The following is a 15690-nucleotide window of genomic DNA, read 5'->3' on the forward strand; positions in this document are numbered from 1 at the left end:
CCATGAAGCCCGAACAGCTCCAGTCCGTCCGGGCAACACTGCGCTCCCCGCGCCGGCTCAAAACCGAGGCCCTGGCCGGCCTGGTGGTGGCCCTCGCGCTCATCCCGGAGGCCATCGCGTTCTCCGTGATCGCAGGCGTGGACCCCCGGATCGGCCTGTTTGCGTCCTTCACCATGGCCGTGACCATCTCCTTCGTCGGCGGCCGTCCCGCCATGATTTCCGCGGCCACCGGCGCCGTGGCCCTGGTGATCGCCCCGCTGATGCGCAGCCACGGGCTGGACTACCTGATTTCCGCGGTGATCCTGGCTGGCGTCTTCCAGATCCTCCTGGCGGTCCTCGGCGTCACCCGGCTGATGCGCTTCATCCCCCGTTCGGTGATGGTGGGCTTCGTCAACGCCCTGGCCATCCTGGTAGTCATGGCCCAGCTTCCTGAGCTCATCGGCGTCCCGTGGCCGGTGTATCCGCTGGTGGCCGCGGGCCTGCTGATCGTCGTCGGCGTTCCCCGGATTACGACGGCGGTACCGTCGCCGCTGGTGGCGATCGTGCTGCTGACCCTGTTGGCCGTCCTGGCGGGAATCAATGTCCCCGCCGTCCGGGACAAGGGACAGCTGCCCGAAAGCCTGCCCTCGCTGTTCGTGCCCCACGTGCCGCTGACCCTGGAGACGTTCCAGACCATCGCCCCGTTTGCACTGTCCATGGCGCTCGTGGGGCTGCTGGAATCACTCATGACGGCCAAGCTCGTGGACGACATCACGGACACCCGCTCCAACAAGACCCGCGAGTCCTGGGGCCAGGGCGTGGCCAACATTGTGACGGGGTTCCTGGGCGGCATGGGCGGCTGCGCGGTGATCGGCCAGACCATGATCAACGTCAAGGGCTCCGGCGCGCGGAGCCGGGTTTCCACGTTCCTCGCCGGCGCGTTCCTGCTGGTGCTGGTGGTGACGCTGGGCGACGTCGTGGGCCTCATCCCGATGGCCGCGCTGGTGGCCGTGATGATCTTCGTCTCGGCCATCACCTTCGACTGGCACTCGGTTGCCCCGAAAACCCTGAAGCGGATGCCGCGCTCCGAAACGGCCGTCATGCTGATCACCGTCGCCACCGTGGTGGTGACACACAACCTGGCGATCGGCGTCGGCGCCGGGGTGCTCGCCGCGATGGCGATGTTCGCCCGGCGGGTTGCCCACTTTGCCACAGTGGAACGGACCGAGGTGGAGCTGAACGGCCGGACCGTGGCCACGTACACCGTGGACGGCGAGCTGTTCTTTGCGTCGTCGAATGACCTCTACACCCAGTTCGATTACGCCCGGGACTCGGAGCCGCACGTCGCCGGAGTGGTGATCGACCTGCACGCCTCGCACCTTTGGGACGCCTCCACCATCGCTGTGCTGGACGCCGTGACAGAGAAGTACCGCAGGCACGGCCGGGACGTCGAACTGATCGGACTGAATGCGGCCAGCATCCAGATGCGCGAACGCCTCGCGGGCAAGCTCAACGCCGGCCACTAAGGGACCGCAGGGTGCCGTTACCTTAATGTGACATTCGGAAGAGCCTCCCGTACCGTGGAAAAGGTGCCCTTTTCACCGAAGAGGGCATTCCCGCGCTGATTGCCTAACTCTGCCGCAGCCCGGGATCCGTTCGCAGACCATGTCCGGCAGAGACGGGGAAACCAATTTTCGGCCCGCTTGAACGGGCCTTGGGGTGAAGCCGCGCAGCTCCTGCTTCTGTTCAGGACGTGCGGCCGGGTGTCTCCCATCCGAATCCGACAGCTCACCTCGCAGGCATCGGGAGAGGCTCCTTCATGTCGTCACGCAGTATCCTTGGCCGCCGCCGCGCAGCCGCCACCCGCTCGAATCCGCTCGTTTCGGCCTCCCGCGCCGTCACGGCCGGAGGACTGGGACGCCAGACCGCCGTCATCCTCGCGGCGTCGGGGCTTGCCTTCACCGGAAGCATCGCCGCGAATGCCGCCAACGGACCCGCACAGCAGGACGCGGCCCCGGCCGCCGCACCCGAGGCTGTCAGCCAGGCGCAGGCTCCGCTGAGTGCGGACTCCAGCGTCCGGATTGACTACGAGCGCCCCATCGTAAAATCCACCCCGGCTCCCGTCGTGGAAGCCCCGGTCGTGGAGGCGCCGCCCTTGGCAGAGACTCCGGCGCCCGTGGCCGCACCCGTCGCTGCTCCGGCTCCGGCGAAAATCACCGTCCAGGCCGCGGCGGCTCCGGCCAAGGCCCCTGCGGCTGCCGCCGGCAGCGTCAACGCCTCCATGGTCTCGTCCGCCTACGCCCAGCTGGGCATCACCCAAGACTGCACCGCCATGGTTGAAAAGGCACTGGGCGCCTCCGGGATCCCGGTGGGCGACCTCGCCCCGATGCAGTTCATGAACTACGGAAGCGTCGTCTCCACCCCCCAGCCCGGCGACATGGTGGTCCAGTCCGGCCACGTGGGAATCTTCGTCGGCAACGGCAATGTTCTCAGCGGTGGCATGAACGGCTCCAACCAGACCGTGGTTCACCCGCTGTCCTGGCTGACCGCCACGGGCCCGGTCACGTTCGTGCGGGCCGCGGCTTAACAGCGCCACAACATGCATTCAGCGGGGCTCTTAGGGCACCGCGTGGAGGGCCGGTGTTCCGCTGCCTTGGGGGCAGCGGAGCGCCGGCCCTTTCACTGTCCCGCCGCAGCATCCGGGGATGCGCACCAAATCCCCCTGCACCAGCCGCGGACTAATCAGTATGCTGACAGAACAGCCATTACGACGGCCCGCCACCGGGAGGAAAAGACCGTGAATGAGAGCAACATCGACGGCGGAACCATCGATGACAATTCGTTGTCCGCGTACTTGCACAGCCATCTGATAGCGGCAGCCGCCGGAGAGCGCCTCTTCGAACAGGCGGCCAAAACCTGGGACGGCACGCCGCACGGCACCACCCTCAGCCACCTTGCCGCGGAAGTGAGCGCGGACAAGGCAGCGCTCCACGAGTTCTCCGACCTGATGCATCTGCACATGCCGGCCTACAAGAAGCCGTTGTCGTGGATCAGCGCCCAGATCGGCAAACTGGATCCGCTGAATCCGCTGCACTCCCCCGACGGAGCCACAGGTCAGCTCGCCCTCGAAGGACTCATCAGCGCGGTCACCGGAAAGTCCCTGCTCTGGAAGTCGCTGATCATCCTCTCCCGCACGGACGGGCGCATCGACCCCGACACGGTCAACCGCTTCCTGGACCGCGCAAACGAGCAAATCCGGGAACTGGAGGCCCTTCTGCTCGACACGACGCCGGAGCGCCTCTCCACGTCTGACGGATAGGGGCTTCCTGGGCCGTGGCCCAGTCACCCTTGGACGGTTCGGTTCCGCCCCTGCGATTTTGCCTCGTACAGGGCGACGTCGGCGGCGGCGATCAGCTCGTCCAGGTCTTCCGTCCCTGCCGTGAATTTGGAGAGGCCGTAGCTGACGGTGGGCATCCGGAGCACCTCCGGTATGGCATATCTGGCAAGCCGCCGGCTGATCTCCGTGGTGATGGTCTCGGCCTGGCGCGGACCAACGCCCGGGATCATGAGGATGAACTCCTCTCCGCCGTATCGCCCCACAAGGTCCGTGGAGCGGACCGTCTCCTTGCAGGCATCGGCGAACGCCTGCAAGGCAAGGTCGCCGGCCGCGTGGCCGAAGGTGTCATTGACTGTCTTGAAGTGGTCCAGATCGGCAAGGATCAGCGTTCCGGACGTGTCGAGCTGCCTGCAGCGGTCCATCTCAGCCGCCGCCAGCTCAATGAACGCGCTGCGGTTGAGGAGGCCGGTCAGGCCGTCCTCCCTGGCCACGGTCTGGAGTGCCCGCGTCTGCTGCTCCGTGCTGAGTTCGGCCATGCTGAAGGAGCCGACCACCAGGAACACCATGGTGACTAGCGTGGTCACGGAGGATCCGAAGTAGGTGACAAACGTCGGACCGGCCGGACCTTCCGCGATGAAGATCGCCAGACGGCCCACGTAGAAGACGGCGACGCCTCCGGCAGCTATGGCCGTTGGTATCCGCACCCGGGAGTAGCCGGGCTCCAGCTGCCACAGCTCGCGGGAAGCCAGGCCAATGAAGAGGCACATGGAGCCCAGGAATACAGCACCCCCGGCCCATGTATTGGATCCCGGATTGTCCAGGGCTGCGGCAATGCCCGCGATGCCCGGGACGGCGACGGAGAGCCAGACGTTGCATTTAAGCATCCGGAGCGAACGCGCAGCGGCCCAGACACTCGCCACCCCGGCAATGAGCAGGACGTTTCCCAGCGGGTTGGCCCACACCTGGTGGGGTGTTCCGTCCAGGAGGAAGCTTGCCGCGCCCGCGAGAAACAGCAGCAGGGCCACGCACCACCAGCCACTGTATGCGGAACGGGTGGTGCGGAACGCGGAGAAGTAGAACAGGATGCCCATGACTAAAGCCATCACGCTGAAGGCAACGCGGAGTGTTGCCGTGTCTAGGATCATTTCCGCCCCCTGCATCGCGATCCAGTGCAACCCAGTATCGCACCCGCACTGCGCCAGCGATGAGTCTGCCGCCGACTGATTCTGCGCGGCCGACACATTTGTCTGACATCAGTCACGAATTGGTTTGGGGCGGCTGTTCAGTGCCAGCATTATTGAATGCTTGAGGCAACAAAGACCCCCGAAACTGCTCCGTTGGCCACGGCGGCCGGCGTCGAGCCACTGAATCCGGCCCTCGCGGCAGAGGCCAAGATCGCCCGTGTTGCCGTGACCGTGTTCCCGCTGCTGGTGCTGGCTGCCGGCGTGGCCGGATTCCTGCTCCCCGGCGCCTTCCAGCCCCTCGGCCCCGCCGTCCCGTACCTGCTGGGCATCATCATGTTCTGCATGGGCCTAACGCTGACGCCCCCCGACTTCGCTGCCGTGGCCCGCAGGCCGTGGGCTGTGGTCCTGGGCATCGTTGCCCACTACGTGATCATGCCCGGGGCGGGGTGGCTGATCGCCACCGTTCTTCAGCTTGAGCCGCCCCTGGCCGTCGGCCTGATCCTCGTTGGCTGCGCGCCGTCCGGCACTGCCTCCAACGTCATGGCCTTCCTGGCCAAGGGCGATGTTGCCCTGTCCGTGGCCGTGGCGAGCGTGTCAACGCTGATCGCCCCGATCGTCACGCCCGTACTGGTGCTCTTCCTCGCCGGATCGTTCCTGAGCATCGACGCCGGCGCCATGGTCCTGGACATCGTCAAGACCGTCCTCCTGCCCGTCATTGCCGGCCTGATGGCACGGCTGTTCCTCAAGAACCTCGTCGCAAAGGCGCTTCCGGCTCTGCCCTGGGCATCCGCCGTCGTCATCTCCCTCATCGTGGCCGTAGTGGTGGCGGGCAGTGCCGGCAAGATCGTGGCAGCAGGCGGCATCGTGTTCCTGGCCGTCGTGCTCCACAACGGCTTCGGCCTCGGACTCGGATACCTGGCCGGCAAGCTGGGCCGCCTGGACGACAAGGCTCGCAGGGCACTGGCATTTGAGGTGGGCATGCAAAATTCAGGCCTGGCGGCCACACTCGCCACCGCCCACTTCACGCCGCTGACCGCGCTTCCGTCCGCCGTTTTCTCGCTGTGGCACAACATTTCCGGCGCCATCGTGGCCGCCTTGCTGGCCCGGAGGCCCCTCCAGGACTCCACGCCCGGCGGTTCCTGAGGCTCAGCGGTTCCTGACCTCAGGCGGAAGCCGCCAGGTGGCCGCGGTCTTGCTCGTTCTTCCCGGCCGGCGGCCGTAGCGCCTTGAGGGCGCCCGCCCAGGCAATGACCTGATCGAACACCGTGGCCAGGTTCTTCTCCGCCGCGGCGGAGGGCGTGAAGGTCCTGTAGTGCTCGAATTCCGTGGCCAGGGGCAGCGCCACCTGGGCGCGGACGTCGGCCATCTGCAGCTCTGCCGCCACGCCGCGCAGGTGCTCCACGGCGCGGATGCCGCCCGCGCTGCCGTAGCTCACGAAGGCCGCCGCCTTGTTGTTCCATTCCGCGTAGAGGTAATCCAGCGCGTTCTTCAGCGCTCCCGGAATCGAGTGGTTGTACTCGCCCGTCACGAAGATGAAGCCGTCAAAGCCGGCCACCGCTTCCGCCCAGGCCCTGGTGTGACCCTGCTCGTGCTTGCCGAGCGACGGCGGCAGCGGTTCATCCAGCAGCGGGAGGTCAAAGTCGGCGACGTCGAGGAGCTCGAACCGGGCGTCGGCGCGTTCGGCGGCCCGCAGCAGCACCCAGTCGGCCACCGCCTTTCCCAGCCGGCCTGGCCGGGTGCTTCCCAGTACGATCGCAATCCGTGTCATGGCAGGCCTCCCCTCGGCGCGACCTTGCTTGCCACTAGGTATTAACAACCGGGCACGGCCCGTTCTTCCCCGGAAGGCTGCGGGATGCGGGCGGTTCAGCTAAGCGTAACTGGGCACCGCCAGGCTCCGGAATTCGGACCCCTGGAAGATGAGCGGATCGCTGCTGCTGTCCGTAACCGAGTATCCGTGCACCCTGAGCAGGACCACGGCGTGGTCGCCGGCGGGGACTTCAGTCTCCACCGAGCAGTCCAGCCAGAGCCCGGCGTCGTTGAGGAAGAGCGCGCCCTGTTCGGTGGCAGTGAGCCCGATGCCGGCGAAGCGGTCCGCCGATTTCGAGGCGATCTGCCGGCAGGCGTCCGTCTGCCCCGCGGCCAGGACCGAGACACCGATCCTGCCGCCTGCCCGGATAAGCGGCCACGTCTGCGAGCTGTTCTGCACCGCGAACATGACCAGCGGTGGGTCCAGCGAAACCCCGACGGTGAAGGTCGATGCCACGATTCCCTGCGGTGCTCCGTCCACGAGCGTGCACAGCGCCGCGACGCCGGAGGGGCAGTGCCCGAAGGTTTCGCGGAGGGAGGCCGGGTCTAAATCACGGTTCAGAAACAACGAATTCTCTTTTCGTCGGTGCGGCGGGTTCGGTGGTCGCGGTTGGTTCGGGGGCGCCGTCGGGGACGGCAGGGCCGGCTTGCGCAACAGGCGCGGCGGGACCGCCGTCGGCAAAAACGCTGGCGGGACGGGGCAGCCCGTAGTGCTCCCGCAGGGTGCTGCCCGTGTATTCGCGCCGGAACAGTCCCCGGGCCCGCAGGATCGGGATGACATGGTCCACGAACGCGTCAAGGCCCGACGGGAGCACGGGCGGCATGATGTTGAACCCGTCCGCCGCGCCCTTCTCGAACCAGCCCTGGATCGCATCCGCCACCTGCTCGGGCGTGCCGGAGAAGGTGCGGTGGCCGCGGCCGCCACCCAGCCTGCCGATGAGCTGGCGGACGGTCAGCCGCTCCCGCCGGGCGAGCTCCACGATCAGCGTGTACCTGCTCTTGGCGCCCTCGATCTCGTCCTCCGACGGAAGGTCCTCCGGCAGCTGCGCGTCCAGCGGCAGCGACTCGGGCGAAACCCGCAGGATGCCTGCCAGCTGCTTCCGCGCGTGTTCGGGGTGGATCAGTTCGTCGAGTTCGCGTTCCAGGCGGCGCGCTTCCTTCTCGGTGGAGCCGATGATCGGAACAATGCCGGGCAGGATCTTGACGTGGTCCGGGTTCCGTCCGACGGCGGCGGTCTTCCGCTTCAGGTCGGCGTAGAACCGCTGGGCTTCCGCAAGGGTCTGCTGCGCGGTGAACACGGCTTCGGCGTAACGGGCGGCGAAGTCCTTGCCGTCCTCGGAAGAGCCGGCCTGCACAATCACCGGATGGCCCTGCGGCGGGCGCGGCACGTCCAGCGGGCCCTGGATCCGGAAGTACCGGCCTGTGTGGTTGACGGCGTGGACCCGGGAACTGTCCGCCCAGACGCCGGCGGCCTTGTCCCCCACCGGGGCGTCGTCCTCCCAGCTGTCCCAGAGCTTCCGGGACGCGTCAAGGAACTCGGCGGCCCGCTCGTAGCGGCGCCAATGTGCGGGCTGGTCATCCAGCGAGAAGTTCCGCGCCGCGGCCTCTCCGGCCGTGGTCACCACGTTCCAGCCTGCCCGGCCGCCGCTGATGTGATCCAGCGAGGCGAAGCGCCGGGCCAGGTTGTAGGGATCGTTGTACGTGGTGGACGCCGTGGCGATCAGCCCGATCCGTTTGGTCACGGCGGCGATGGCGCTCAGCAGGAGCGTGGGTTCCAGCGTGCCGTAGGGTCGCTGGCGCACGTCCCCGTGCAGCACCGGTGAGTCCGCGAAGAAAATCGAATCGAAGGTTCCGCGCTCCGCCGTGCGGGCGAGCCGCTGGAAATGGGCCACCTGGGTGCCCGCTAAGCTGTCGCTTTCGGGCAGCCGCCACGAGGCCTCATGGTGTCCGGTGCTCATGAGGAAGGCGTTCAGATGCAGCTGGCGTTCGCCGCCGGCTTCGCTGTTGCTGGGTGTACGTTCTGGCATGACGTTCCTTGGTGTTCGGGGGGCGTGTATGGGCGCGCCGCTTACGCGGCCTGGGATCCGACGGCAGTCCGCCAGCGGGAGAAATGGCGTTCGACGGCGACCAGCAGGTAGTTGACCAGCAGGCCCAGCAGCGAAACAGTCAGGATCCCCGCGTACATGTCCGGGATCAGGAAGCTCATCTGGGAATTCACGATCAGGTAGCCCAGGCCGGCTTTGGCCCCCACCATTTCCGCGGCAATCAGGACCAGGATGGAGGTTGTCCCCGCCATCCGGACGCCCGTGAAGATGGTGGGCACGGCGGAGGGGAGGATGACCTTCTGGAACAGCTGGAAGTTCGACAGCCCCAGCGAGCGGGCGGCCCGGATCAGCAGCGGATCGACGGTCCGGACGCCGGCGATGGTGTTCAGCAGGACCGGGAAGAACGCGGCGTAGGCCACGATGCTGATCTTGGATGTTTCCCCGATGCCTAGGAGCAGGGTGAAGACCGGGAGCAGCGCGAGCGCCGCCGTGTTGCGGAACACTTCCAGCAGCGGATTCAGGAAGCGGTCCAGGGACCGGTACCACGCCACCAGCAGGCCGAGGGCGACGGCGGCCACCACGGCGATGCCGAAGCCGCTGGCCGAACGGGTCAGGCTGGCCGCGAGGTGGTTCTGCAGCTGGCCGTTCTCGATGAGGGTTCCCAGTGCCTGAAGCACCACGTGCAGGGGCGGAAGGAAAACGCGCGTGGAGGGCGGCGCGAGATAGGTGGGGCCCAGCTCCCACAGCAGCAGGAACAGCAGGATCGCTCCGGCGCCCCAGGCCGCGCGCCCCGCCGTCAGGGCCGCCAGGCGGAACCGTGAGGGTCCGGTGCGGCCGGCATGGGGCGCCTGGCCCGGGGCCTTGGTCGCGTCGGGCGTCGCGGCGTCCGTTGCTGAGCCGTCCACCGCAGGAGTGCCCGTTGCGGGAGCGTCCTGGGTTGTCGTGTCTTTGGCGAGTGTTGGCGTGCTCATCAGGCTGCCTTTCCTGTGGGGATGTTTCTTGCTTCATCGGGTGCCGAACCGTCCGGCTGGATCTTGGCGTGCCCGGCTTCCTGGGCACGCCGCACCTCGTCGTGAAGGAGGGACCAGACCTTGTGCCGGTGTTCCACGAATGCGGCGTTCGAGCGCACGTCCTCGTCCCCGGACCGGTCGCCCAGGTCGATGTCCACGATCTCTTTGAGCCGGCCTGGCCGGGAACTGAGCACCGCCACCCGCTGGCCCAGGTACACGGCTTCGTCGATGCCGTGCGTGATGAAGATGATGGTCTTGCCCGTAGCGGCCCAGATGCGCAGCAGTTCGTCCTGGAGCTGCTCGCGGGTCTGGGCGTCCAGTGCCGCGAACGGTTCGTCCATCAGCAGGACGTCCGGTTCGTAGGCCAGGCTGCGGGCTATGGCGACGCGCTGCTTCATCCCGCCGGACAGCTCATGCGGGTACCGGTCCTCGAAGCCGCCGAGGCCCACGAGCTCGAGGTACTCCCGCGCCTTTTCGGCGCGCTCCTTGCGGTTGAAGCGTTTCCCGTCGCTGCCGGCTCCTTCGAGGCCGAAGGAGACGTTCGCCGCCGCCGTCCGCCACGGGAACAGCGCATACTGCTGGAAGACGACGGCACGGTCCCGGCCCGGTCCGGTGACTTCCCTGCCGTCCACCAGGACTTTGCCGGCGTCCGGCTTCGTCAGCCCGGCCAGCAGGTCGAGGAGCGTGGTTTTGCCGGAGCCGCTCGGCCCCACGAGAGTGATGAACTCGCCGGCGGAGACGTCCAGGGAGATGCCGTCGAGGGCTGTCAGGACCGTGCCTTCGGGGTTCTCCCTGGTGGGCCGGACGGTGAACCTCTTCGTGATGTTCTGGAGGCTGATTTTCGGGGTGGGGGCGGTGCCGGAAGTCATGGTGAGCTTCCCTTCAGCAGGTGGTTGAATGCGTTCGTGTCCACCATGAGAGCAGAGATGGATCACCGCCTGAAGGGCGCGGTCACGAGGGGCAACGCGGCGTAATCTGCCGGCGCCGGCCGGGTAAGCCGGCTCCACGACGCGACGGGACGCGTGAAGAAACACTGAGTAACAGCGGGCGTCTTCCGGCGCCATCGGATGACGCATTCCGCCCGATTCGGGGCGCGCAGGCACGCTGATGTTTCGGACCGCTACGGCCAGTGACGGGCAGCGGCAGCCGGCGGCGCCTGCCCTTCAGCGGGCAGCCGGGCAGCGAGCGGGTCCGATTGTTACGCTGCGGCCGGCGGCCGGTTCCTAGAGACCGGGGAGTTGCTGCGCGAAGGCGTCGACGGCGGACAGCACCTCGTGGAGCACGTGCAGCGCACCGCCGCCAAACAGGACGCTACCGCTGAGCCGCTTCAAAGGAACCGGGCCCACGGAGTCGTGCTGCGCCCTTGCCTCCATCTGGTCCATCAGCAGTGCGACGGCCTGTTCGGCTTGCATGGTTTCCGCGATGACCACCTGCGCCACTCCACGCCTGGCGAGTTCAGTGATGGTGCCGTCCTCGGCGGCTGCCTGCGGGGACACGCCCACAATGACGCCGTCCGCACCGCCGGAGAGCATGAACTGCCGCCAGGTCTGGCCCAGCAGGATGACGGGCTGGTAGCCGTGGCGCGGCAGGATGGAAGCAGCCGCCGTGGCAAGCGCCCGGTCCGGCGGCCACTCAAGATCGCCGATGGCGATGGCCACCAGGTCCGTCCGTCCGCGGCGCATTCCGCGGGCGGCCTGGTTGGGGACGTAGCCGAGATCCCCGACGGCGGCCAGGACGCGTTCCTGGGTGGGCTGGCTGATCCGGGTCGTGCCGCCGCTCCTGCCGGACAGCACGTACGACACTGTGGTCAAGGAGACTCCCGCCCTCTCGGCAACATCGCGGATGGTGGGGTTGGATAAGCTCCTCACTGCCTACTCCTGTCACTCTCGCCGCTACGCGGCGCCGGCAGCTGTGTGCCGGATCGATGGAACTTGTCGGATGGCCTCAGCCGTCCGTGTGGGGGTGGTCATCTTGGCTTACAAGCAGTTCAGGGTCCCAGGGCGGTTCGGTGGCCATGTCCACGCCGGTTCCGGAGGTGGACTTCGGTCCCACGGCAATGGTGGATGACGCAACGTGCGCCTGGCGGGCGATGCCTCCGCGGACGGTCTCCACCAGCTCATCACCGAGCAGCGGTCCCGTGTAGCTGATGCTGAGCTCCCCGCCCTTGACCGACGTGTCGTAGTTCCCCAGCGCATCGGAGAGGATTCCCTCCCGGTCCACGGCAGCCGACAGCGCGGCGGGGTTGGCCGCCTTCACGCTGAACCGGAGATCGTGCACCAGCACGGGGATGACGTAGAAGTTGTTCACGCCCAGTTTCGCGGTGCCCTCTTCAGTGGCCTTGGTGACGATGGCGCGGCCGTCATCAACGCTGGCCGTGGCCGGAAGGGCCACAATCACTTCGGGAACCACCTGCTGGAGCACGGCGGGCTCGAGCACATCGGGGGAAATGTTGGACAGGACGGTGTTCCGGGCCGCCGCAGCGGAGTCCAGCTTCTTGCGGATGCCCTCAACGTTGGCCTCCAGCGTTGAGTGAACGGCGATCACCACCCGGCGCCGGACCATGAGGCCGTCGAAGCTGACGCTGGGCCGGCCGTTGCCGAGGTCCTGCCCTTCCTCGGACTGGGCACCCACCTTCGTGGCCGTGGCGGACTCGCTCGCCGCGGCGACGGGCGTGGGGTTGGCCGTCGGGTTTGCCTGGGCACCGCCGGTGCAGCCGCTCAGTGAGAGTGACAACAGCAGCACCGCCGGCGCGATCAGGATAAGGCGCTTCATCTCAGGTTCCTGCCGGGTAGGCGGCCCTGTACGTGGACGCGAAACGTCCGGGCGGCATCGTTTCCGTCACCGGCTGGTCGGCGTAGATGGGGTCGTTGTTCCTCAGGTCCCCCACGGCGAACTGGACCATCATGTCGTGGTCCTCGTGCACCAGGTTGTGGCAGTGGACCATGTAGCGGCCGCCCTCGTGCTTGCCGGTATCGAACTGCATGAGGACAGTGACGGACTCGTTCTCCCCGGCGTAGAAGACGTCCTTCGGGCCGCCCTCCCAGGCGTAGGGCTTGCCGCCGTTGGTGTTCCGGCCGATGATCTTGCCGTCGATCAGGTGGATGTGCACCGGGTGGAACCAGCCGCCGGACTCGTTCACGATGGTCCACTGTTCCACCTGATTCTTCTGCGGGTTCGCGAAACACCGGGTGAAGTTGGACTTTTCCACCGTGTCCCAGGTTTCGCCGTTGATGGTCCATTCCCCGCCCTTGCGTTGGACCCGCAGGATCCTCTTGGCCACGGCCATGTCCGGGGTCAGCGACATGGTCTCGAGGCCTCCGGTGGCCCGGCTCGGGTGCGGTCCGATGTCGAGGGTGGACGGGATGGAACTGATCGAGCGGGAGTTCGACCCTGCCGGGGACGGGGAATCCGCCACGACCTGGAACTTCATGACCTTGCCGGTGTTGGCGTAGTTCACGTTGTTCTTGTTGCTCAGGTTCCGCAGCTCCACTGACTGGCCCGGCCGGTACTTCCGGAAATCGATCAAAACCTCGTACCGCTCCGCGGTGCCCTGCCGCCAGGACGAAACAGCCTGGACCTTCGGGGTCATGCCGGCGTCGGTGCCCACCACGTAGAAGGGGTCCCCGTTGGACAGCGCGAACCGGTAGGAGCGGGTGATGGAGCCGACCAGGAACCGGAACCGGTAGATCCGGGGCTTGACCTTCATGGTGGGCCAGGGCACGCCGTTGACCATCACGATGTCGCCCCACAGGCCGGAGTGCCCGTTGTCGTTGTAGCCGAGCGAGCCGTCCGCGTTCAGCATCACGTCGGTGACCAGGATCGGCACGTCGAACTCGCCTTGAGGCAGCTGCGCCTGCTCGTGCGCATCGGACAACGTGTAGATAGCGGCGAGTCCAGAGTAGACGCCCTGCGCGGTGAGCATGTGGTTGTGGTCGTGGTACCAGAGCGTCCGGGCCGCCTGCCAGTTGGGGTAGTGGTAGTTCTTCACCTTGCCCGGGGCGGTGCGGTCGTTCGCGTAGCCGTCGTACTGCGGCAGCGACGCCGAGCCGTGAAGGTGGGTGACCGTGTTGGACGGCTCCGTGTAGAGCAGTCCTCTCCCCGGAAGGGCATTGCTGATCCGGACCTCCGTGCGTGTGCCTTGCGGAACGCGGATGGTGGGGCCGGGGAAGATCCCGTTGTAGCCGGCCAAGGTGGTGGACAGCCCGGGCGCGATCTGGGCCTGCCCCAGCTTCTGGGTCAGCGAATACTTCGCGAATCGCTGGCCGTCAGGGTCGCGACCTGTCGAGAACGGGACAAGTTCCGGCGGACGGCGGAAGGCGGCGGTATACGGGACCGGAGTGTTCTTCGCGGCCAGCTTGCTCGGAGTGGTGACCGGCGTGGATGTGGTGGCTTCATTGTCATCGGCACCGCGCCTCGCTGCCACACCGTCAAGGACCGGGCCCTCCTTCATCCCGGTAAGGGCTACCGCGCCGCCCAGCATGCTCAGCTTCAGCATGTCCCTTCGTGTTGCCATGACTTCTCCTCCAAGTTCCTGGTAGTTCGTATGGGCTGCGGGCACGTTTGCTTCAATGTGGTGGCCGTGGCTATCGCCAGCCTTGCTCTGCCGCGGAGAAGACTGACTACGAAATTGATGCACAACTACCGATCCGGGAGTGGAACAAGGCCATCGTGCGCCGATCGACTTCTGAAAACCTTGGGGAACAGGCCGATCCACGGGGGCACCCACCTGAATGGGTGGTTTACTACAGGGGGTATCCGTTACCGCTGGCCAGACTGCGCGGCACTGCGGCGCGATTTATTTGGGGGATAAATTGAGGCTTTTTTCGTGGCACCGTCCGTCCGGATTGCGGCCCCTGGTGGTTTCAGCCCTGGTCATGCTTTTGACCCTGGGGACTGTTCCTCCGGTCGGCGCCGCCGCCCAGGTCTACAACGCCTGCGCGCGGCTCTCCGCAGGGCAAGTGCAGTTCAACACCTACGGAGCCACGCGGGTCACCTTCGCCACGGCCACGGACCGGAACCAGACGCGGGTGGTCATCACGGGCTGCGTGAAATCAGGGGCCGGCTACAGTACCGAATGGCAGACCACCGGATTCGCGGGTAGCCGGGGGTTCTCGGCACCGGGACAAGCCTGGGAGGACACCTACCGCTCCCCTACCGGATCGTTCACCGTCACCGAGGCCCTGGGCCGGCGGAATCCCGGCACGGCGCTCAGGTACCGCGCCATCAACGCGTCCTCCCGGTGGGGAGGCGAGCGAGGAGCCACCTACAACCAGTACTTTGAGGGCCGCGGCGGTCCTGCGGACGAGAACCTCTGGACGTACATGAACCAGGGCTACTACGAGCAGGCCGCCGTCATTAATTACAACCGCCTTCCGGATGCCTCCACGGTCCAGGGCGCCTCGTACGCCATCTTCCTCCACGCCGGAAACGTCCCGTCGGCAGGGTGCATCTCTACCACGCTCACCACCGTGACCAGGTTCCTGCGCACCGGCAGGCCGGGGGACCGCATCGTGATGGGCGCCGTGGGCGACGTGTTCCGATCAGCTTCACGGACGGGCCCCGCGGACACCGCAGGAAAATCCCTTGCCGCGATCCACAGCAGTTCTGATGCCCTGGGCGTGGCCACAGACGGCACCCTGTGGAACTACCCGGCCCTCGGCAACGGCGGGCTTGGCCAGCGCGCCGCGATCGGCAACGGATGGGGAACCGCCAGCTCGGTGTCCAAAGTGGACTGGAACCGCGACGGCACGCTGGACCTGCTCGCTCAATGGCCCAACGGCACGCTGACCGTCTACCCCGGCCGGTCCACAGGAGGATTCGGTGCCGCCTTCACCGCCGGAACCGGCGGCTGGCAGCAGATGGCCATCACGGCCGGCACGTGGGACACCTCGCGGCGGTACCCGGGCGTCCTGGCCCGCGACGCCGCGGGGAAGCTCTGGCTCTACGACAACCCTGCCGGCCGGGGGCTGGCGGGCCGCCGGCTCGTGGGCAGCGGGTGGGGCACCCAGGCAAACTTCACCATCGCGGACTGGGACAACAACGGCATTCCGGACCTGCTGGCACCGGGCCGGGACGGAGTCCTTCGCCTGTACCGCCAGGACGGCAGGGGCAACTTCCGCAGCGAAGCCCGCCCGCAGATCGGCACCGGCTGGAGTGCCCGCACCATCTCGGCAAGCTCGAGCTTCCAGGGGGCAGGCACCCGGGGGCTGACTGTCCTGTTCCATGACGGCGCCGTGCGATACTACCCGCTGGGCCAGGGCGGGTGGGGCACCCCCTCCACCATCGGCAAGGGCTGGGGCGGATTCCGCACGTTCGCCCGCTGACGGGGA

At 67.2% G+C, this 15690-nt stretch carries 14 protein-coding genes and 1 riboswitch; of the genes, 5 read left to right on the top strand and 9 right to left on the bottom strand.

Annotated features, from left to right (window positions below; translation table 11 throughout):
* Window positions 1-2: 2 nt before the first annotated feature.
* The 3 genes from ABFP37_RS17285 to ABFP37_RS17295 all read left to right on the top strand — a co-directional run bounded on the left by ABFP37_RS17285 (window position 3) and on the right by ABFP37_RS17295 (window position 3298).
* Window positions 3-1505, top strand: a complete 1503-nt coding sequence (locus tag ABFP37_RS17285) for a SulP family inorganic anion transporter (RefSeq protein ID WP_347034308.1) — start codon at window positions 3-5, stop codon at window positions 1503-1505.
* A gap of 90 nt (window positions 1506-1595) precedes the next feature.
* Window positions 1596-1795: riboswitch (cyclic di-AMP (ydaO/yuaA leader) on the top strand.
* 3 nt (window positions 1796-1798) lie between these two features.
* Window positions 1799-2566 carry a hypothetical protein gene (locus tag ABFP37_RS17290; protein WP_347034309.1) on the top strand — a complete coding sequence of 256 codons (768 nt, stop codon included), beginning with the start codon at window positions 1799-1801 and terminating at the stop codon, window positions 2564-2566.
* A 210-nt stretch (window positions 2567-2776) separates the two neighbouring features.
* Entirely contained in the window at window positions 2777-3298 is a 522-nt protein-coding gene (locus ABFP37_RS17295) for a hypothetical protein (protein ID WP_078028640.1), read from the top strand.
* 23 nt (window positions 3299-3321) lie between these two features.
* Here ABFP37_RS17295 and ABFP37_RS17300 read toward each other — a convergent pair whose 3' ends face one another.
* On the bottom strand, window positions 3322-4461 hold the full coding sequence (locus ABFP37_RS17300) for a diguanylate cyclase (RefSeq protein WP_078028692.1): 1140 nt from the start codon (window positions 4459-4461) through the stop codon (window positions 3322-3324).
* A 156-nt stretch (window positions 4462-4617) separates the two neighbouring features.
* On the opposite strand from ABFP37_RS17300, the gene ABFP37_RS17305 reads away from it, so the two are divergent.
* A complete protein-coding gene (locus tag ABFP37_RS17305) occupies window positions 4618-5643 on the top strand; it encodes a bile acid:sodium symporter family protein (protein ID WP_347034310.1) in 1026 nt (341 codons plus the stop codon).
* 19 nt (window positions 5644-5662) lie between these two features.
* Here ABFP37_RS17305 and ABFP37_RS17310 read toward each other — a convergent pair whose 3' ends face one another.
* The 8 genes from ABFP37_RS17310 to ABFP37_RS17345 form a co-directional block, all read right to left on the bottom strand.
* The gene (locus tag ABFP37_RS17310) at window positions 5663-6268 is read right to left on the bottom strand and encodes an NAD(P)H-dependent oxidoreductase (protein WP_078028642.1); all 606 of its coding nucleotides are present in this window, start codon (window positions 6266-6268) and stop codon (window positions 5663-5665) included.
* Between the two features lie 99 nt (window positions 6269-6367).
* Window positions 6368-6874 carry a flavin reductase family protein gene (locus ABFP37_RS17315; RefSeq protein ID WP_347034311.1) on the bottom strand — a complete coding sequence of 169 codons (507 nt, stop codon included), beginning with the start codon at window positions 6872-6874 and terminating at the stop codon, window positions 6368-6370.
* On the bottom strand, window positions 6858-8333 hold the full coding sequence (locus ABFP37_RS17320; protein ID WP_347034313.1) for an LLM class flavin-dependent oxidoreductase: 1476 nt from the start codon (window positions 8331-8333) through the stop codon (window positions 6858-6860). Before ABFP37_RS17320 ends, ABFP37_RS17315 begins: the two co-directional genes overlap by 17 nt.
* Before the next feature lie 41 nt (window positions 8334-8374).
* On the bottom strand, window positions 8375-9322 hold the full coding sequence (locus ABFP37_RS17325) for an ABC transporter permease (RefSeq protein ID WP_347034314.1): 948 nt from the start codon (window positions 9320-9322) through the stop codon (window positions 8375-8377).
* Window positions 9322-10230, bottom strand: a complete 909-nt coding sequence (locus ABFP37_RS17330) for an ABC transporter ATP-binding protein (RefSeq protein WP_347034315.1) — start codon at window positions 10228-10230, stop codon at window positions 9322-9324. The genes ABFP37_RS17325 and ABFP37_RS17330 overlap by 1 nt, the downstream gene beginning before the upstream one ends.
* Before the next feature lie 354 nt (window positions 10231-10584).
* Window positions 10585-11229, bottom strand: coding sequence for a LacI family DNA-binding transcriptional regulator (locus ABFP37_RS17335; protein ID WP_347034316.1), 645 nt, complete (start codon window positions 11227-11229; stop codon window positions 10585-10587).
* Between the two features lie 76 nt (window positions 11230-11305).
* Window positions 11306-12133: a hypothetical protein gene (locus ABFP37_RS17340; RefSeq protein WP_347034317.1), complete on the bottom strand. Its 828-nt coding sequence runs from the start codon at window positions 12131-12133 to the stop codon at window positions 11306-11308.
* Between the two features lies 1 nt (window position 12134).
* Entirely contained in the window at window positions 12135-13874 is a 1740-nt protein-coding gene (locus ABFP37_RS17345; protein ID WP_144275869.1) for a multicopper oxidase domain-containing protein, read from the bottom strand.
* A gap of 361 nt (window positions 13875-14235) precedes the next feature.
* Here ABFP37_RS17345 and ABFP37_RS17350 point away from each other — a divergent pair, with 361 nt between their 5' ends.
* On the top strand, window positions 14236-15684 hold the full coding sequence (locus ABFP37_RS17350) for a hypothetical protein (RefSeq protein ID WP_347034318.1): 1449 nt from the start codon (window positions 14236-14238) through the stop codon (window positions 15682-15684).
* Window positions 15685-15690: the final 6 nt, after the last annotated feature.

The sequence above is a fragment of the Burkholderia sp. RS01 genome (assembly GCF_039748055.1).
GTDB lineage: Bacteria > Actinomycetota > Actinomycetes > Actinomycetales > Micrococcaceae > Arthrobacter.